The following is an 18,646-nucleotide window of genomic DNA, read 5'->3' on the forward strand; positions in this document are numbered from 1 at the left end:
AACGTCGAGGGGAGTAGGGGAGACGCTTATAAATACTGTCCCTTAGCCTGAATATAAGTAAACGGTCACTTCCTCACGCAGTCATGCTGCGTATGAATGAAGTTACCATTGATACATTTATTGTAGCCAAGCAGTTTGGGATTCATTTGGTATAAATGTGGAAAAAATGTGTAAAAACATTTAAGTGTTCATCATGCAGGATTTATGTGAAAATAGAAGTAATTAATTTCGGGAAAAGGTGGCAAAACATGAACTATCATATTGGCATCGTTGAAGATGACCCAAATATTCAAAATATCGTTTCTGCTTATCTTAAGAAAGAAGGATTTAACGTAACCTTATCGGAAACAGCAGAAGATGCTTGGGAGATTTGGATGAATGAACCACCAGATATGTGGATCCTAGATATTATGCTTCCTGGTATGGATGGTTACGAGTTTTGCAAAAAGATACGTAATGAAAGTGAAGTACCAATTATTATTATCTCTGCGAAAGATGAGGAAATTGATAAAATTCTTGGATTAGAACTTGGTGGTGATGATTATTTAACAAAGCCATTCAGTCCAAGGGAGCTTGTAGCTAGAGTTAAGCGATTATTTAAACGATCTGTCATCGTACAAGAACAAAAAGATATGACGCAGGAGAAAATAACTGTAGATCATTTGGTGATTGATAAAAATGAACGACGAATATTTTTTAATACGGATGAATTTGAAGTTACGACAAAAGAATTTGATATGTTGCTAATCCTAGCGGAGAATGTAAATAGGGCATTTTCACGAGAGGAACTGTTAATTAAAATTTGGGGAAATAATTATTTTGGTAGTGATCGTGCGGTCGATGACCTTGTTAAACGAATTCGAAAAAAACTACCTGATTTGCCATTGGAGACTGTTTGGGGATACGGTTATCGACTTCGCTATGAGGGAGAAGCAGAATGAAGCTACAATCCCAATTGAATGCTGCCTTTACTGCCTTATTACTCGTAGTAATGACAGTTACAGGCTATTTCATTTATTCATTAATTTTAGATATGCTTATCCAAGACGAGCAACGACAATTAAAACAAAAAGGTGACCTTCTTATTGAAGTATTAAATGAGCAATATGGAAGACCCGATATTCAAAACTTAAATAGCTTCCTTCAGGATCAGGATTTACAACTTTTTCTTTATGACCGCAATCAGAATGCAGTTTTTTATTCTACGCTATCCAATAGTGTAGCAACTGAATTCTTTAAATCCAATGATTTTGCAGATACAAGTAAATCATTATGGGAATATAAAAATGACAAGTATGTAACTTCTCGTATTCTGCTTGTACCGGAAAGTACTGGATTAGAATTAATCTTGCTAACACCATTAAGTGATATTGAGGTAGTTCAACAGAATTTTATATTTCGGTTGTTAATTGTATTTTTGATTGGTGGAGTTGCTGCAACGATCATCAGTTATTTCTTCACACGTAAATTAGTAACACCGCTCTCCCAATTAAAACGACAACTGAAGAAAATCGAAAAGCGACAATTTGATTCGATGGATCGAATTAATGCAACAGGAGAAATCAAGGAAGTGGAACAAAGCGTGTATGAAATGGCAAACGAATTACAACGATACATTAATTCACAGCAAACCTTTTTCCAAAATGCGAGTCATGAGCTCAAAACACCATTAATGACAATACAGGGATATGCAGAAGGCATTAGAGATAAAATTTTTGATGAGAAAGAGGAAGCGAAAGGTCTAGAAGTTATGGTTTCTGAAGTAAACCGGTTGAAAAAGATCATTAATGAAATGATTTTGCTTGCTAAACTAGACAGTGAACCAGATGTTTATAATCCTGAGAAACTCCAACTATCACAAATTATGGAGCAGGTAGTTGATAGAGCATTACCATTAGTAAGTGAAAAAGGAATTGAATTAGAACATGCCATCGATGGTTCTCCAGAATTGTATGCAGATGGAGAGAAACTATTACGTGCTTTAGTAAATCTGGCATTTAATGGGATTCGTCATTCGAAATCGTTAGTTCGGCTTACTATTACAAAACAAAATAAGAAGGTTGTAATTATGATTGAAGATGACGGGGATGGAGTACCAGAAGAATTAATACCGCATATTTTTCATCGATTTGTAAAAGGTAAAGGTGGCGAAACTGGACTGGGTCTAGCAATAGCCCGTGCTATTATAGAGCAATCAGGAGGGAAAATTACGGTTGCGCGTTCCGAATTAGGAGGAGCAAAATTTAAAATTGTTTTTACCGGTTGATTATTTTTAAAACTTTTACTCTATGCTGGTTATTGTGTTATAATTGAATGGTTTGAATCATCTCGTAAAGAATAGAGGAGCGTACGTATGCAATTAAGAAAAGATATTCGCAACATCGCTATTATTGCCCATGTAGACCATGGTAAAACAACATTAGTTGATCAGCTTTTAAAATATTCTGGGACTTTCCGTGAAAATGAACAGGTCAATGAACGTGCTATGGATTCCGGTGATATTGAAAGAGAACGTGGGATTACAATTTTGGCAAAGAATACAGCGATTAAATATAAAGATACAGCCATCAACATTCTAGATACACCAGGGCACGCAGATTTTGGTGGAGAAGTAGAACGTATTATGAAGATGGTGGATGGAGTTGCATTAGTTGTTGATGCTTATGAAGGGACAATGCCACAAACACGATTTGTGTTGAAGAAAGCATTAGAACAAAAACTAACACCAATTGTTGTGCTTAATAAAATTGATCGTCCTAATGCACGCCCACATGAAGTAATTGATGAAGTGCTTGATTTATTTATTGAATTAGGTGCAGATGATGAGCAATTAGAATTTCCTGTTGTATATGCTTCTGCATTAAATGGTACCTCGGGTCTTGAACCTGAGGAACAAGAGGAAACAATGGATCCAGTATTTACGACTATTCTTGAGCATATTCCAGCACCAGTAGATAATCGTGAAGATCCACTACAGTTCCAAATTACGTTACTTGACTATAATGATTACGTTGGAAGAATTGGAGTCGGTAGAGTAGTTAGAGGAAAAATAAGTGTTGGTCAGCAAGTGGTTGTCCTTAAAAAGGATGGTACTCAAAAATCATTCCGCATTACTAAACTGTTTGGATTTATTGGCTTAAAACGAATAGAAATTCAAGAAGCAGTAGCAGGCGATATAGTTGCAGTAGCAGGTATGGAGGACATTAATGTTGGTGAAACGATATGTCCGCAGGATCATCCGGAAGCATTACCTTGGCTACGAATTGATGAGCCAACACTACAAATGACTTTCCTTGTTAATAATAGTCCATTTGCTGGTAGGGAAGGTAAATATATCACTTCACGTAGGATAGAAGAGCGCTTGATGAAGCAATTAGAGACAGATGTCAGTTTACGAGTTGAACCGACAGACTCTCCAGATGCTTGGGTTGTTTCTGGTCGTGGTGAACTCCACTTATCCATTCTAATTGAGAACATGCGGCGGGAAGGCTATGAATTACAGTTGTCTAAACCACAGGTAATCATTAAAGAAATTGATGGCGTTCCGTGTGAGCCAGTAGAACGTGTACAGGTTGATGTTCCAGAAGAATATACGGGTGCAATTATGGAATCACTTGGTGCAAGAAAAGGTGAAATGCTTGATATGGTAAACCAAGGGAATGGACAAGTTCGGTTAGAATTTAAAGTTCCATCTCGTGGGTTATTAGGCTACTCTACTGAATTTATGTCACAAACACGTGGTTATGGGATTCTAAACCATACCTTTGATAATTATGAACCCGTGATTAAAGGTCAAGTTGGTGGTAGAAGAGAAGGAGTACTTGTTGCTCTTGAGAATGGTAAAGCATCTACTTATGGGATTATGCAATTAGAAGATCGTGGCGTTATTTTTGTTAATCCAGGAACAGAAGTTTATGCTGGTATGATTGTTGGTGAACATAATCGTGACAATGATTTAACTGTAAATATTACCAAAGAAAAGCACTTAACAAATGTGCGTTCTGCTACAAAAGACCAAACCGCAACCATTAGAAAAACTCGTGATATGTCTCTAGAAGAAGCTATTGAGTATTTAAATGATGATGAATATTGTGAAGTAACACCTGAGTCGGTAAGATTACGTAAAAAAATCTTAAATAAAAATGAGCGAGAGAAAGCAGCAAAGAAAAATAAGCTAGGCTAAAGGATGAAGGCACCGAAAGTAGATGGATTACTTTTGGTGTTTTTGCTTATCGTTTAGGAAATTATAAAATTTGCCCATGTGGTTAAATATGGGGAGTGTTGAGCTGCATCTAGCTCCAGCGCCCAGAAACGAGGCCACTTCACGAATCGCCCTAATCTAAGTCATCATCGGCTCGCAAGCTCATCGTGCTTCCTTTATCTCCGTTGACAGTCGCTACGTTTCTATTCGGGCGCTTGCGCTTTTGTGCTAAGTTAAGAAAGTATAAAATCAGTGCAATGACTGCGTTAAGCCAAGTAGTTGTTTTGAAATTTGATGTATATTGGCAATGCTCCGACTAATTACTTCGCTTTCCGCGGGCGCGGCCTCAACTAACTTTGCAAAGAAGAACACGTTGCAAAGTGGATTTTCGGCTCGCGCTAAGCCCACAGGAGTCTACGTAATTAGTCTCCGCTATGAGAAGGTGCAACAATTCTTGTCATAAGTAATAGGTTGACTTTTTTTACAATGGTTAAAGTGAAAATCGCTATCCGTGAGTATAAAAGCAGCTGTGTTACTTCATGCTAGCGTTGTAGAGCCTGATAATAGCGAAGGCCGGCCACTTCAACTCCTGTGGGAAATGTTTGACCTGAAGATCCACTTTTTTGAGCGGGTTTTGCTAAAAAAGTTAGCTGAAGGACAAACCCCACGGAAAGGGAAGTGGGCAGCCGGAGTGGCGGTCAAGCAGTAGCTATTATTCCATAATAGCTACTAGAGAAAGCGTAAATCTGAGCATGTAGTGATAAGGACTGAGCGAATTTTGCTCCGTTTTTCTTATATACGAATGGGAATACTAAACAAAAATAATCATATGTTGAGGTGTTAACAATCCGTAACTTCATTTTTTTTCTTATAGTACTTGTTGTAATGGTATTTTTAACGGGCTGTACGGAAGATGAAAGCGATTTTGCAGATCAAAAAAATCAACAACCTGAAAAGGAAAAAGAGAACGTAACTACCTCAAGTGATCAGCGTAGAGTACTAGCAACTAACCTACAAGAGCCATGGGAGATCGAGGTTGTAGATGATCGTATTTATATTAGTGAACGAACAGGTCATATTGTTACAGTAAAGGAAGGAAAGGTACAGCGCAAGCGAGTGGAGTTTGCTGCAGATTTATCTCAGCAATCGGAGGCTGGCTTATTAGGGCTGGCATTTCCAGAAGATTTTTCATCAACACAAACAGCATTTGCTTACTATTCCTACGAAAAAAGTGGAGCTTATTTTCAAAGAGTGGTTAAAATAGAGGAAAAAGAAAGTAACTGGATAGAGACAGAGCGTATGATCGATGAAATACCGGGTGGTGAATATCACCAAGGTGGAAGGTTAGAAATAGGACCAGATAATCGGCTATATATTACAACTGGAGATGCGACGAATCCAGAATTGGCACAAAGTAAAAATAGTTTAGCAGGAAAAATATTACGGATGGAATTAAATGGGACTGTCCCAGAAGATAATCCTTTTGGTAATTCGTATGTGTATTCTTATGGTCATCGTAATCCTCAAGGACTTGCTTGGGATGTGGAGGGGCAATTATACGCTACGGAACATGGCTCCGATGCACATGATGAAATTAATCATATAAAAGCTGGTAACAACTATGGCTGGCCAATTATTCAGGGAGATGAAGCGCAAGATGGGATGGAGCAGCCGATTGTACACTCGAACGAACAGACGTGGGCACCTTCTGGAATGGCTAATTTACATGGAAACTTCTATTTTGCATCATTAAGAGGAGAGGCACTTCGTCAATTTAACCCAATGACTGGAAGTGAAGTGGAGGTTATTTCAGATATCGGAAGAATACGTGATGTGTTTGCAGATCAACATGGGTTATATGTAATTACCAATAATACTGATGGGAGAGGGAGCCCATCACAGGAGGATGACAAGTTGATTTATATAACAATTCCAGAAAATCAGCTTCATCAATAATGGTTTTTGTTTACAATTAGAACCTCTTTGTTTCATCCTGTAGTTTTACAACTGAAATGAATAGGTCATAATGAACATCATAGGAATACAGCCTAGTATATCGTCGGCGCATTAGGAGGACAATATAGAATATATAATAGCTTTTTAAGTACAATCGGTAAATTATCGAAGACATTAGATAGAAAGAAGTGCTTTACTCATGAAAAAGGTATTAAGAAGAATACGTTTCTTATTTACATTTCCTCGTTCTGTCCCGTTTATAAAAGACTTTTTCATTGCTGAGGATATTGCAACAGCAAAGAAATTATTATTTGCAGGCTTTATCATCGGTTATTTTCTTCTACCATTCGATTTAATTCCAGATTTTTTATTAGGATTTGGCTTACTGGATGATGTGACGGTAGCAATTTTCTTACTTCAATGGATGGTGAAAATGGCACCTCAATCGTTAAAGGAGAAATATTCATTTTAATAGCGTTGGAGGGCAAAAGTGTTTAAAAAATGAACGCCTTGACAATGGTGCGTAACTGAAGAACGGGGGTTGATTTAAATAAAGACGGGCTGGTAAATATGTCTCAGCCCGATGGAGTATCTCAAAAAATAAAATGATATTGTTGGATTGTCTAATGCTTGTTACGCTCTTTCTCATTCGGAATATACTTCGTAAAATAAGCTGCAAATAAAAGGAATATAAAGGACAATCCCCAAGAAACAATTCCGTTCCATTGGAAGTTAGTTCTTAGCCCAACAACTAATATAATAGCACTCAATCCAATAAAAAATACTGTAAAGTATCGTTTCACGAAAAACACCCCGATTGCTAAGGTCAATAGTTCAATAGTATGGTATGCATCTATTATAATATGTGTTTCGTAAAATTTATATCATAATGTTTTTTCTTGGTTAGAACGAATTGTTCTAACCAAGAAAAATGGATAGAAAATTGCTGAAAACACTTTTCTATTGTCCTGCTACATCTCGTTTCGTGAAAAATAACCAAGATAAAAGGATGAATACTACATAATAAATAATTAACATTGTGATGGAAAATCCTAATGTCATGCCTTCGACCCATGGTGTTCTACCATCTGCATATTGACTTAAATCTGTATTTGCAAATAAGATATATTTTGCCCATTCCTTATCTTGGAAAAAGCCTACAATCGAATTCCCAGCCATCATGAGGAAAATGGCAGTACCAATTGCTAACGCACTATTACGGAATACGGTAGATATCATAAATGCGAAAGTTGTCATCATTACAAGGTTGACCATACTGTATCCATATTCTGAGAAAATAGTTGGTATTAATGAAATAGTCGTATAACCGCTAGCTTCGTTACTTACTATGGATGGATTCATTCCTTCCACACCAAAGAATACTGCGCCAATAATAAAGGAGAATAGAAAAACAAAAATGGATGTAAATAAGGCAAATAATAAGACAGAAATATATTTAGATAATAATATACCACTACGACTGATTGGTCGTATTAATAATAGTTTAATGGTACCCCAGCGAAATTCATTTGCAACAATTCCAGCTGCAATTATAATTGTCAATAAGCTTACTACGGAAAGTAGCAACATGTTTTCCCTTAGGAACTGCCAAGCACCGTAGGGTGTTGGTTGAATATTATTGTCTAAGTAATAATTGTTCTCCTCGATGATACTTGCGTTTAAGCTACCTACAAATTCGTCCTCTTCTCCTTCTTTCTGCAATTCTTTATTTTCCTGCTGTAGTACTTCCTGCCAATCATCACCTTGATATTGTTCACCTAATTCGCCAAAGCTATTTGTCATAACTGCCAAACCAATAATGATGACGCCTAATATAATGTACATAGCCCATGTTGATTTACGAATATATATTTTTAGTTGTTCATTATAAATAAGTTTTAACATTCTACTCAATGGTATTCTCTCCAATCAGTTCAAAGAATTGATCTTCTAGCGTCCCTTTTGTTACGCTAACTTGATAAATAGAACAATCATTTTCAACAAACGTTTTTATGATTGCAGGTATTTTTTCTTTCTCGCCTTGGAAGGAAAGGCCGTTGTCCATTACAATTGTTTCTATATCATAATGTTCCTTAAGCAAGTTCTTGGCTTTTTCCAGTGGCGTTACTTCCACTTGGATTTTGGTAAGATTATCTACGGATGCTTGTTCACCAACATCTTGAATGGATATTAATTCACCATTTTTTATAACCCCAATCCGATCACACATTTGCTCAATTTCAGATAGTAAGTGACTAGAGATAATAATTGCAACATCTTCTTCTTTTGCCAACTTCCTTATGTATTGACGGATTTCACGAATGCCAGCGGGATCTAATCCGTTTGTTGGTTCATCCAAAATTAATACGGAAGGCTTGTGAAGTAGCGCCTGAGCAATACCAAGTCGTTGTCGCATACCTAAGGAATACTTTCCAACCTTGTCATGGATGGGTTTCTCTAATCCTACTAGATTAATTACCTCATTAATTCTATCTTTTGTAACACCAGGAATCATTCTTGCATAATGCATTAAATTCTGCCATCCACTCATAAATGGGTACATTTCAGGATTTTCAACAATCGCTCCAACTTCACGCACCGCTTTTTTATAATTTGTTTTAATACTGTTACCCAAAATATGAATGTCACCATCTGTCAGTTTCATTAAACCGACCATCATACGAATAGTAGTTGTTTTTCCTGCGCCATTTGGGCCAATGAAACCGAAGACCTCTCCTTTATATATAGAAAAGGATAATCCCTTTATAATTTCTTTGTTACCAATTGACCTTTTCACATCGATTAATTCCATTGCTGCTAAAGTCATCTATACTACCTCCAATAAAATTGCTAATAACTAGTACGAAATAATAATATTATTTGTTTCAATAAAATAAAAAAATCTCCAAAATGTATGGCATATAGCTTGTACATCTTGGAGAACTCTATTTAAGGGGGGAATATGATTAAGAATGTTCAACCTGGATAACAGTCAATCCATCAGCAACCTATGCTATTTCACTAAATCTGGATTTTCATTTTTTGCTTGCTTTACACGAGGCTTACGATATCCACCAGCGATGTCGGCTTGTTTGAAATCCTTGGAATAATGGACTTCTTGTGCATCAGAAAGTTGCTTGTTTTTCGTTGGTTGATATTGTGTATTTCTCATTTAAAAAATCCTTTCTTAAAAATGGTTACATCATTTATCTACCCTGTGTGTATAAAATAAAACATTCATTTTTAATTAATACCAAGAAGTTCCCACCTTGTTAGAAGAGAATCCATTTAACTTAGTATCCCATCGAAAATTCAATTCTTTTTCAAACTTTCAGAATACAAGTTTGAAGGGTTATAATAGAAATATACATTCCAGAAGGGGGAAGGGATATGCGTGAAGTTGTAATCGTAGAGGGATGTAGGACAGCAGTTGGAAGAAGAAAGGGAGCGTTAAAGAATGATCGTTCCGATGAGCTTGCTGCCATTATTCTTGAGGAACTAGTAAAGCGAGCAGGAGTAAAAAAGGATATAATTGAAGATGTAATTTTAGGATGTGTCACTCAATGTAATGAACAAGCAGGTAATATTGCTAGAACTGCAGCTTTGATTGCTGGATTTCCAGTACATGTACCTGGAGTGACGATTGACCGTCAATGTGGTTCAAGCCAGCAGGCAGTTCATTTCGCAGCGCAAGCTATCGCTTCCGGAGACATGGAAGTAGTTATTGCAGGTGGCGTGGAAAGTATGACAAGGGCACCAATGTTTTCTAATGTTGGAGAAACAAAGCCAAGTAACAAGCTAACGGCTAATTATGAAATTGTTAATCAAGGAGTTTCCGCAGAAAAGATTGCACAGCGTTGGCATATATCGAGAAATATGCTGGATGCATACGCTTTAAGGAGTCATAAACATGCAATCCATGCAGTGGATCAGGGGCGGTTTCAAAAGGAAATTGTACCTATACATAGTGAAGAAAAGGATAGTGTGTTTGATACAGATGAAGGTCCTCGTAGGGATACTACATTAGAAGCATTGGCTAAGTTAAAAGCAGTTTTTATGGAGGAAGGAAGAATTACGGCAGGGAACTCGAGTCAAATGAGTGATGGAGCAAGTGCGGTATTACTCATGTCGAAGGAGAAAGCAGCTATGCTCGGTTTGGAACCTAGAGCAAAAATAATTGCGCGCACTGTGATTGGTTCTGATCCAACACTGATGCTGACTGGACCAATTGCTGCTACAAAGCAGGCATTAAATAAAGCAAGCCTCTCCATTGATGACATAGATCGATATGAAGTAAACGAAGCATTTGCGTCTATACCTATCGCATGGTTACATGATTTAAATGCAGATCAACGTAAATTAAATGTAAATGGAGGGGCTATCGCTTTAGGGCATCCATTAGGTGCAACTGGTACAAAGCTACTCGTTTCCCTCCTTCATGAATTAGAGCGTATTCAAGGGCAGTACGGATTAGTAGCTATTTGTGAGGGTATGGGTATGGCGAATGCTACGATTATTGAGCGACTTTAGAATTAGTTGAAAGATAAAATCTGATTCATTTTCATAAATAATAGAACTTATTCTATAAAATGTAGTTAATATTTGATATGATATTTTTATCGTTGGCTAATGATGTCCAAATTTAGCCTTACGTACTTTTTGCTAGTTAAGGAGATTATAATATGGAATGGAAAAATATTTATCGTGGAATACTGATGGGAGCAAGTGATGTTATCCCTGGTGTGAGCGGTGGAACTATTGCTGTATTATTAGGAATATATGATAGATTAATAGCTGCTATTAATGGATTCCTAAGCAAAGATTGGAAAAAACAATTAGGCTTTTTAGTACCATTAGGTATTGGTGTCGCAACAGCTATACTACTCTTAAGTCATGTCATAGAGTGGCTTTTCGAGCATTATCCTGGTCCGACACAATTCTTTTTTTTAGGCTTAATTATTGGTGTGCTGCCGTATTTATTTCGTAAAGCAGAAGCAAGGTCGACATTTAAAGGTAGGCATATTCTGTTGCTGGTTATAGGGATTATCATTGTTGGATCGATGTTTTTCTTAAATGCAGATGAGGGTGCCATTATAACCCAATTAAATACGACCACGTATATATTGTTATTTATATCTGGTTTTATTGCAAGTAGTGCCATGATCTTACCAGGAATAAGTGGTTCATTTATGTTACTGATACTTGGAGTTTATCCAACTGTCATCGGTGCAATTAGTAACTTTCAGTTAGATATTATAGTAGTCACAGGAATTGGGATTGTGATTGGAATTGTTATTATGAGTAAGATTATCAACTATTTCCTAACACATCATAAGACAGCAACATTTGCCGTAATAATTGGTATGGTTATTGGATCTGTATTTGTGGTGTTTCCTGGATGGCCTGAAACTCCGGCGTTAGTGCTTACTAGTATTGTTTCGTTTGCTGGAGGACTTTTCGTTGCTTATATATTAGGAAGAGTAGAATATTAAAATAGAGCAAACAATAAGACAAAGTTCGTAAAAATCGTTACAATGGACGTAGTAGGAAAGAGAGGGATAGACATGGAACCAATTAAATCAGAAGAAGCATTTAATGAAATTATCCAACATGAAGAGCCGGTAATTATTAAGTTTTTTGCAGACTGGTGCCCAGACTGTAAGCGAATGGATATGTTTATCGGTGATATTTTGGAGGAATTCAATAACTATAAATGGTACGAAATTAATAGTGATGAGGTTAAAGGCATCGCAGAAAAATATGATGTTATGGGAATTCCAAGTATTTTAATTTTCCAAAATGGGGAGAAAAAGGCACACCAGCATAGTGCCTATACAAAGACTCCGGAATCAGTTACGGAATTCCTTCATCAACAACTAGGATAAGAACAAAAGCGTAAGCGCCCGATTAGAAACTAGTGACTGGAGCAAGTTAACGGAGATAAAGGAATCATGATGTGCTTGCGAGCCAATGCTGACTTAGATTAGGGCCATTCGTGAAGTCGCCTCGTTTCTGGGCGTTGGAGCTTGACGTAGCATCAACATTCCCGTATTTATCCACATGGGTAAATTTTATAATTCCTAAATTTCCTAGACTATAAAAAACTGTCGAGAAGCTTTTCTCGGCAGTTTTTTGATCGCTTGTTACCGAACAGTAACAACTTAACTAGAGATGGTACCTATGCAACTGACGTCTTCATGACCTATTATAGGTATAAATGAATAATTGAAGGAAAGAGGTGCTCTATGGATAATCATCTATTTCTTTTTGGTAGCGGTCCACCATTCACTAGTAAAATGGCTAGTCTTTTTATGAAACAAAGTAATGTATTTGCCGGTTCTATATCCGTCCTCTTTATCGAGCGAAAAGGTTGGAGAGCTTATATGCCAACATATACAAATTTATTAGAGAAAGCAGGAGCTAGAAATTTTAATTATTTACCGCTTCCGAGTACTCCAGTAGAGACTGTCATAAATACTGTAAAAGAAAGCTCTGGAATTCTAATTGGCGGAGGAAATACAAACCTTTATGCTGATTACATTGTTGATTCACCCATTTCCGATGTAATTAAACATCGGTATGAGCTTGGTGCCCCTGTAGCGGGATTTTCAGCTGGGGCATTAATTAGTCCTAAATTTTGTATTATTTCGCCAAAAGATAATGTGAAAGGTATTTATCAACAAAGAGCTGGTCTAGGATTACTTTCAAAGCTTGTAATCGCCGTTCACTTCTCACAGTGGCAGGATGAGGAACATTTAAAGCAAGCTGTTCAAGCTCATATAGATTCCGATAATTACGGAATAGACGAACGAGCAGGCATTTACCTGCTTAATGGCAAATTAGAAGCAACGGAAGGCTGTGGTATTTATCAAATACAAAATGGAGATGTAGTAAAAATTCAAGCAAATGATAGGATTTCTTTTACTCATACAAAAACGAGGCTGAGACAAAAGAATGAGAAACAATTAAAAATGAATGATGATTAGTTGAAATTAATTATCGTTCGTTTTTTGATCAGAATCATTCTTTAGCACCTGAAATAAGCGAGACTCCGGCGGGAACAGCACGAGTCCGAAGATCCACGTGGTAACGTGTTTTTCTTTGCCAAGTTAGCTGAGGCCGTTGCCCGTGGAAAGCGCGTATATTTTCACGGTGCGGCGATGACCCTCCTATTGATAACATGATTATCCGTATTTTGAGTAAAGAAGTTGTGTTTTGTTCCAGCCTCGTTTGAAATTTATCCCGTATATAGCTTGCAGTAAGATCCACAGATTGAAGCTTCACTATATATTTTCATGTATTTGTGGTACGTTAGAAGGCAATTCTTATTTTGCGGTTTTTTGAAAAAGCATATAGTCAGTAGCCATATTAACGGCACTTGTTGCCTCTATATATCCCCAAAGGTCGTTGAGCACCGGTTTGGAGGTTGTTTGCAAGATACTTTTAATATCATTTGGGCTTAGATTCGGATTTGCTTCTAACATTTGTGCAATTACACCAGCACAGATAGGAGTAGCCATAGATGTTCCAGATAGTTGTAAATAATAATCATTTACAACTTGCTCAGGTACTTGTTGTTCTATTTTAGAGTTGGGTGCTAATAAGGAGATTATATCCGTACCTGGTGCATAGATATCTGGTTTAATTAGTGAGTCAATGGTTGGTCCTCTGCTAGAATAAGTAGCAATATGATCATCAGAACGTTCTTCTGTATTTTGATCCATTGTTGATCCTACGGTAATAATAAAGGGATTGATAGCAGGCGTAGTGATTGTGGTTTGTTCAGGGCCACTATTACCAGCTGCTGCACAAACGACAATCCCCTGATGCCAAGCTTCTTGTACTGCTACGGCCAATGGATCATCTCGATAAGATTCATATGCCTGTGCTCCTAATGAAAGCGAAATAATGCGAATGTTGTAGTTATGTTTATTAGTTACACACCAATCTATTCCCTCAATGATCGTGGATAATCTACCACTACCATTCTCGTCAAGTACTTTTACACCAATGATCGAAGCCTCGGGAGCGGGGCTGGTATATAACCTTTCTGATTGATGTCCATTCCCAGCAGCGTCTCCAGCACAATGGGTGCCATGTCCATTATCATCGTATGGTTCGTTCTGATTATTTATAAAATCTTTGAAGGCGATCACACGATTGGTGGGTTGTGTTAAATCAGCATGTGGATGTACGCCAGTATCAATTACTGCAATGCTAACTCCTTTTCCAGTTAGTCCGCTCTGTTCTTGGATGTCGATAGAGCCAATCTGTTTACTGGCAACATCTAATAAGGCGGTTACGGTACGATTATAAAAAATGCGTTCAACGGCATCGTGATCTTTAATCTGTTTAATCATTTGTGGGGTTAAGTCTCCACAGATTGATCTTCTGCCAATTTCTTTGTCTAATTTACTATGGTTGTCTAGTTGACAACTATGAAATAAATCTTTTTTCTTATTATCATCGGTGTCTCTAGAATAGTATACGATTACTGGTAATTTTTCATTTGTTGTTTCGTAAGGATCTTCTCTGCGTTTTATCCGTAATTGTTCTACTAAACTCGGATCGAGTCTGCGACCAGCCTCTTCAAACCAAACTTTTTTTCTGTTACTCATTTTCTTCCTCCTTGTGATTTTAATTTTTTAAAATCTACAAAATAGAGCTATAAGTAATGAGAACAAACCCGTTGGCATGGTGGATATCTCAATTATTTGGTCATCTTTAAGAAAATAAGTGTCATGTAGCTTGATTTGATAGGATAAGTCCTTGCTAATAGATTAGCATTGGATGATATTGTGAACAATATGCCGAAATTACCAATTTAAACTATTCGAGCAATAAAATATATTCAGAAATAAGAGGCGTGTTTGGGATGAACATAGACGTTGTAAGGTTAACTGTACATGCGCTGTTTGTTTACTAGTATTTTTTCTATAAAAATAGAGGGAGAAAAATAGTTCTGCTCCCTCAAGACGTTTTACTTAATCTGAAAATCAATCTCCTTTTCTTTTCTGAGGTGTAAATATGTGTTCGCTAATATAATTCCATCATTTTTAACCTGTTCTTGGTAAATATTGTTAAAATTGTCGCTTGGAAAGGGGTAAGCTACACTTTTAATTTGCTGTTTATTAAGGAATTGAGCGTTATCCGGTTTATTTATCTGGTTATCCCACTCTATTAAGAAGGGGAGATTGCTTTGCCCTTGTGGAAATAGCATTTTCCATGACAAATTAGTTCCATCAGGTTTTCTTCGATGTCCTGCGACAGGTCCAGTGTATTTCATCGAAGAGGCTTGAAATTGGTCGATAAATTTACCTAAATGATCTGTTCTTAATGCAATTTGAACAGGTAGTTCTTCATTTTGTTGAAGAGTTGTAACGAGTTGTTTAATTAGTGGATTAGACGATTGCTCTGCAACGGGCTTGTCAAAAATCCCAAGCCATTCTACATAACAATCATTTGCAAAATAGGCTAAATAATTATAAGTTCCCCAAAACTCATGTCTTCCTCCTTCCACGATTTTTATACCATGCTGTAAAGCTAATTGATGCGCTGCATGAGCTGGATCCTTACTGGCTATTACAATATGATCTAATGCTAGCATTTGATGACCTCCCTTTAAAACTTCTTTTCATTTCCTTTGTTACTCAGTATAATGGATAAAAATTAAAGATGAAGGGGAAAAGGAGCAATGCAGCAACCAATATTAAAAGAATTCCCACAAGAATTTCACACGAGAAGGCTATTTATTCGCTTACCACTACCAGGAGATGGTACAGCTGTCTATGAAGCAATTCAAGCAAGTAGAAAAGAATTAAAAAAGTGGCTTCCTTTTGCAAAAAGTGAACAGACACTTGAAGAAACAGAAATAAATATAAGAGAATCGCATGTGGATTTTTTAAAGCGGGAGGATTTACGTTTTCTTATTTTCGACCGAGTAAGTGGAGCTTTTATTGGTAGCACAGGTCTACATCGTATCGATTGGGACGTTTCGAAATTTGAAATTGGTTATTGGATTGATTCTAGATGCCAAGGAAAAGGGTATATGACGGAAGCAGTAGCGGGCCTGACTGAATTTGCATTTCAAACATTAGGAGCAAACCGGGTGGAGATCAAATGTGATGAACGAAATGAGCGAAGTAGAGCAATATGCGAGCGTCTAGGCTACACCTTGGAAGGTATTCACAGACAGGATTCTCGAGCTATAGATAGTGATGAGCTCCGTAATACGTGTATATATGCTAGGATAGAATGGTAGGGTATGTATCATTCGTCTAGACGGATAACGATACATGTTTTTAAAATTACAAATAAAGGCTGGATTTGATAGCAAGATAAGTATAAAAAAGCAGGTGATAGCATGAGTCAACCAAATATACTAATTGTTGAGGATGAACAGAAATTAAGTCGAGTTTTACAACTTGAATTAGAATATGAGCAGTATGTGACAGAAGTGGCAGCTAATGGAAAGGATGCACTACAATTAATAGAAGCTAAGGATTGGGATCTTGTACTTCTGGATATTATGCTTCCAGAGCTTAGCGGTTTAGAGGTTTTAAGAAGAGTAAGAAGATCAGATGAGAGGACACCGATTATCTTGTTAACTGCAAGAGATCAGGTGCATGATAAGGTCAGTGGCTTAGATTTAGGTGCGAATGATTATATCACGAAACCATTTCAAATTGAGGAATTACTTGCACGGATTCGCGTGCATTTAAGGACTCCGGTTAAGAAAAATGATAGTAATGGTGATACGCTATCTGTTGGGAATTTGCATATCAATCCACAAAGCAGAGAAGTGAAACGTGAGGATGAACAAATTGAATTAACACCTAGGGAATTTGACTTGCTTGTTTGTCTGTTGAAAAATAAAAACATTGTTTTATCAAGAGAGCAATTAATTGAGCAGGTTTGGGGATTTGATTATTTTGGAGATACCAATGTTGTTGATGTATATATTCGTTATTTACGCCAGAAAGTGGATAAAGGTTATGATCAAGCATACATACAAACTGTGCGAGGTGTTGGTTACACGATAAAGGATCATGTCTCATGAGGTTGCGAACAAAGATTCAATTGTTTTCAAGCTTGTTCATTCTCGTATTAATTGTATTAATTAATACGTCCATTTATGTTTTGTTTTATAAAATTTCTACCGATAGTCAATTGGAGCAGTTGGCAGAACAAACAGATACGTTGGTAAAAACGATTAAAGAACATCCTGATGTTACATCTAAAGAGCTGCTACGTTCATTTTCGCCGCAGCAAGGTATGATCCAAATCGTTGATCGGTCAGAGACAGCAATGAAAAGTTCTTCTCAATCGAGTAATTATAAGTTGGCACCTAAATTTACGAATACAGAAACACAAATGATACAAAAGCAGGCGCATGAACCCGATGTTGCAGTTGTATCTAAACCGATTATTTGGGAAACAGGAAAACATGCAGGTGAGGTAGTTACCTTACAAGTATCCAAGCACCTTGTAACCTTAGATAATACAATGACTACCTTGTTTTACGTACTGCTAGCTGCATCTGGAATCATGCTTATTCCAATTATTATCGCTGGAAATGTACTTAGTCGGTTTTTATTAAATCCAATAAAAGCTTTTATTCATACCATGCGAGAAAATATGAAAGAAGCGAGTTGGAAAAAAATTGATGTAGACAAACGATCTCGGGATGAAATTTATGAGATGGAGAAGACATTTAATGAGATGATTGATCACTTAAAGGATAATTTTGAAAAGCAGGAAATATTTGTATCTGATGCATCTCATGAATTGAAAACTCCTATATCAATAGCAAAAAGTTATGCTCAATTGTTGGAGCGGAGAGGAACGGGCAATCCATCACTAGTTAAGGAATCTATCGAGGCTATTGATTCTGAAGCAGATCGTATGAGCAAACTCGTGGAGCAAATGCTAAGCCTGGCAAAAAATAAGGAGTCAGCTGTCATGAAAAAAGTAGATATAGCTGACTTAGTAGAAGAAACAGTCACTACGTTTCGCGGCGCTTATTCCAGAGAGATACAATTTGATCAAGTACAGCGAAAATTATTGGTAAATGGTAGCCGTGATCAGTTAGAGCAGGTAATCTACATTTTAATAGATAATGCGCTTAAATATAGTAATGAAAAGATAGAAGTTAGGTTAGAAGCGAATAATAATCAGGCTGTTTTTTCGGTAAGGGATTATGGGGCTGGAATTCCTGCACAGGAGCTGGATCGGATCTTTGAAAGGTTTTATCGTGTAGACAAAGCTCGTAGTAGGGATACAGGTGGAACAGGCTTAGGTCTTGCAATAGCAAAGGCAATAGTAAAAGAACATCAAGGGAAAATAGCAGTTATAAGTGAAATGAAAGAAGGTTCAACCTTTACTGTTAGTCTTCCAATTGTTTATTCCGCATAAAAGTGACAGAACGAACACTCTATTCTTAGTAAATTTTAATGTGAATCACCGTAGCTTCTCAGATATGTTTAGTAA

19 protein-coding genes are annotated in these 18,646 nt (G+C 37.0%); 13 read left to right on the forward strand and 6 right to left on the reverse strand.

Annotated elements, in window-relative coordinates:
* Positions 1-248 precede the first annotated feature (248 nt).
* From D9782_RS08510 to D9782_RS08535, 6 genes are all read left to right on the forward strand, one after another.
* On the forward strand, positions 249-941 hold the full coding sequence (locus D9782_RS08510) for a response regulator transcription factor (RefSeq protein ID WP_121604521.1): 693 nt from the start codon (positions 249-251) through the stop codon (positions 939-941).
* Complete coding sequence (locus tag D9782_RS08515) at positions 938-2,266, forward strand: sensor histidine kinase (RefSeq protein WP_121604522.1); 1,329 nt, start codon at positions 938-940, stop codon at positions 2,264-2,266. The genes D9782_RS08510 and D9782_RS08515 overlap by 4 nt, the downstream gene beginning before the upstream one ends.
* 87 nt (positions 2,267-2,353) lie before the next feature.
* The gene (gene typA / locus D9782_RS08520; protein WP_026682702.1) at positions 2,354-4,183 is read left to right on the forward strand and encodes a translational GTPase TypA; all 1,830 of its coding nucleotides are present in this window, start codon (positions 2,354-2,356) and stop codon (positions 4,181-4,183) included.
* A gap of 529 nt (positions 4,184-4,712) precedes the next feature.
* On the forward strand, positions 4,713-4,910 hold the full coding sequence (locus tag D9782_RS08525; protein WP_121604505.1) for a hypothetical protein: 198 nt from the start codon (positions 4,713-4,715) through the stop codon (positions 4,908-4,910).
* A gap of 128 nt (positions 4,911-5,038) precedes the next feature.
* Entirely contained in the window at positions 5,039-6,157 is a 1,119-nt protein-coding gene (locus D9782_RS08530) for a PQQ-dependent sugar dehydrogenase (protein WP_240455829.1), read from the forward strand.
* Between the two features lie 199 nt (positions 6,158-6,356).
* A complete protein-coding gene (locus D9782_RS08535; RefSeq protein WP_026680325.1) occupies positions 6,357-6,629 on the forward strand; it encodes a YkvA family protein in 273 nt (90 codons plus the stop codon).
* A 151-nt stretch (positions 6,630-6,780) separates the two neighbouring features.
* Here the strand turns inward: D9782_RS08535 and D9782_RS08540 are convergent, their stop codons facing one another.
* The 4 genes from D9782_RS08540 to D9782_RS08555 form a co-directional block, all read right to left on the reverse strand.
* A complete protein-coding gene (locus tag D9782_RS08540; RefSeq protein ID WP_121604523.1) occupies positions 6,781-6,960 on the reverse strand; it encodes a hypothetical protein in 180 nt (59 codons plus the stop codon).
* A gap of 157 nt (positions 6,961-7,117) precedes the next feature.
* Entirely contained in the window at positions 7,118-8,062 is a 945-nt protein-coding gene (locus D9782_RS08545; RefSeq protein WP_309299800.1) for an ABC transporter permease, read from the reverse strand.
* Position 8,063: 1 nt separating this feature from the next.
* Positions 8,064-8,984 (reverse strand): ABC transporter ATP-binding protein, encoded by a 921-nt coding sequence (locus D9782_RS08550; protein ID WP_026680328.1) that lies wholly within the window; start codon positions 8,982-8,984, stop codon positions 8,064-8,066.
* A 186-nt stretch (positions 8,985-9,170) separates the two neighbouring features.
* Entirely contained in the window at positions 9,171-9,329 is a 159-nt protein-coding gene (locus D9782_RS08555; protein WP_080668632.1) for a YfhE family protein, read from the reverse strand.
* 218 nt (positions 9,330-9,547) lie between these two features.
* Between D9782_RS08555 and D9782_RS08560 the strand changes: the two genes are divergently transcribed.
* The 4 genes from D9782_RS08560 to D9782_RS08575 all read left to right on the forward strand — a co-directional run bounded on the left by D9782_RS08560 (position 9,548) and on the right by D9782_RS08575 (position 13,143).
* Positions 9,548-10,687, forward strand: coding sequence for a thiolase family protein (locus D9782_RS08560; RefSeq protein WP_026680329.1), 1,140 nt, complete (start codon positions 9,548-9,550; stop codon positions 10,685-10,687).
* A gap of 152 nt (positions 10,688-10,839) precedes the next feature.
* Positions 10,840-11,649: a DUF368 domain-containing protein gene (locus tag D9782_RS08565; RefSeq protein ID WP_026680330.1), complete on the forward strand. Its 810-nt coding sequence runs from the start codon at positions 10,840-10,842 to the stop codon at positions 11,647-11,649.
* 72 nt (positions 11,650-11,721) lie between these two features.
* Positions 11,722-12,042, forward strand: a complete 321-nt coding sequence (locus D9782_RS08570) for a thioredoxin family protein (RefSeq protein ID WP_026680331.1) — start codon at positions 11,722-11,724, stop codon at positions 12,040-12,042.
* A gap of 360 nt (positions 12,043-12,402) precedes the next feature.
* Positions 12,403-13,143 (forward strand): Type 1 glutamine amidotransferase-like domain-containing protein, encoded by a 741-nt coding sequence (locus tag D9782_RS08575; RefSeq protein WP_121604524.1) that lies wholly within the window; start codon positions 12,403-12,405, stop codon positions 13,141-13,143.
* 339 nt (positions 13,144-13,482) lie between these two features.
* Here D9782_RS08575 and D9782_RS08580 read toward each other — a convergent pair whose 3' ends face one another.
* Positions 13,483-14,775: a S8 family peptidase gene (locus D9782_RS08580; protein WP_121604525.1), complete on the reverse strand. Its 1,293-nt coding sequence runs from the start codon at positions 14,773-14,775 to the stop codon at positions 13,483-13,485.
* 362 nt (positions 14,776-15,137) lie between these two features.
* On the reverse strand, positions 15,138-15,764 hold the full coding sequence (locus D9782_RS08585) for a VOC family protein (RefSeq protein ID WP_121604526.1): 627 nt from the start codon (positions 15,762-15,764) through the stop codon (positions 15,138-15,140).
* A gap of 87 nt (positions 15,765-15,851) precedes the next feature.
* Between D9782_RS08585 and D9782_RS08590 the strand changes: the two genes are divergently transcribed.
* The 3 genes from D9782_RS08590 to D9782_RS08600 all read left to right on the forward strand — a co-directional run bounded on the left by D9782_RS08590 (position 15,852) and on the right by D9782_RS08600 (position 18,571).
* On the forward strand, positions 15,852-16,418 hold the full coding sequence (locus D9782_RS08590; RefSeq protein WP_026680333.1) for a GNAT family N-acetyltransferase: 567 nt from the start codon (positions 15,852-15,854) through the stop codon (positions 16,416-16,418).
* A gap of 102 nt (positions 16,419-16,520) precedes the next feature.
* Positions 16,521-17,216, forward strand: coding sequence for a response regulator transcription factor (locus tag D9782_RS08595; protein WP_121604527.1), 696 nt, complete (start codon positions 16,521-16,523; stop codon positions 17,214-17,216).
* Positions 17,213-18,571 carry a sensor histidine kinase gene (locus tag D9782_RS08600; RefSeq protein WP_121604528.1) on the forward strand — a complete coding sequence of 453 codons (1,359 nt, stop codon included), beginning with the start codon at positions 17,213-17,215 and terminating at the stop codon, positions 18,569-18,571. Before D9782_RS08595 ends, D9782_RS08600 begins: the two co-directional genes overlap by 4 nt.
* Positions 18,572-18,646 lie beyond the last annotated feature (75 nt).

The sequence above is a fragment of the Virgibacillus sp. Bac332 genome (assembly GCF_003667785.1).
In the GTDB taxonomy this organism is placed as follows: Bacteria; Bacillota; Bacilli; order Bacillales; family Amphibacillaceae; genus Virgibacillus; species Virgibacillus salarius.

Excerpts from the sequence above, each read along its gene's own strand:
- D9782_RS08600 (WP_121604528.1), top strand. The coding sequence starts at position 17,213 with ATGAGGTTGCGAACAAAGATTCAATTGTTTTCAAGCTTGTTCATTCTC.
- D9782_RS08565 (WP_026680330.1), top strand. The coding sequence starts at position 10,840 with ATGGAATGGAAAAATATTTATCGTGGAATACTGATGGGAGCAAGTGAT.
- D9782_RS08590 (WP_026680333.1), top strand. The coding sequence starts at position 15,852 with ATGCAGCAACCAATATTAAAAGAATTCCCACAAGAATTTCACACGAGA.
- typA (WP_026682702.1), top strand. The coding sequence starts at position 2,354 with ATGCAATTAAGAAAAGATATTCGCAACATCGCTATTATTGCCCATGTA.
- D9782_RS08555 (WP_080668632.1), bottom strand. The coding sequence starts at position 9,329 with ATGAGAAATACACAATATCAACCAACGAAAAACAAGCAACTTTCTGAT.
- D9782_RS08510 (WP_121604521.1), top strand. The coding sequence starts at position 249 with ATGAACTATCATATTGGCATCGTTGAAGATGACCCAAATATTCAAAAT.
- D9782_RS08535 (WP_026680325.1), top strand. The coding sequence starts at position 6,357 with ATGAAAAAGGTATTAAGAAGAATACGTTTCTTATTTACATTTCCTCGT.
- D9782_RS08580 (WP_121604525.1), bottom strand. The coding sequence starts at position 14,775 with ATGAGTAACAGAAAAAAAGTTTGGTTTGAAGAGGCTGGTCGCAGACTC.
- D9782_RS08515 (WP_121604522.1), top strand. The coding sequence starts at position 938 with ATGAAGCTACAATCCCAATTGAATGCTGCCTTTACTGCCTTATTACTC.
- D9782_RS08595 (WP_121604527.1), top strand. The coding sequence starts at position 16,521 with ATGAGTCAACCAAATATACTAATTGTTGAGGATGAACAGAAATTAAGT.
- D9782_RS08585 (WP_121604526.1), bottom strand. The coding sequence starts at position 15,764 with ATGCTAGCATTAGATCATATTGTAATAGCCAGTAAGGATCCAGCTCAT.
- D9782_RS08550 (WP_026680328.1), bottom strand. The coding sequence starts at position 8,984 with ATGACTTTAGCAGCAATGGAATTAATCGATGTGAAAAGGTCAATTGGT.
- D9782_RS08570 (WP_026680331.1), top strand. The coding sequence starts at position 11,722 with ATGGAACCAATTAAATCAGAAGAAGCATTTAATGAAATTATCCAACAT.
- D9782_RS08575 (WP_121604524.1), top strand. The coding sequence starts at position 12,403 with ATGGATAATCATCTATTTCTTTTTGGTAGCGGTCCACCATTCACTAGT.
- D9782_RS08545 (WP_309299800.1), bottom strand. The coding sequence starts at position 8,062 with ATGTTAAAACTTATTTATAATGAACAACTAAAAATATATATTCGTAAA.
- D9782_RS08560 (WP_026680329.1), top strand. The coding sequence starts at position 9,548 with ATGCGTGAAGTTGTAATCGTAGAGGGATGTAGGACAGCAGTTGGAAGA.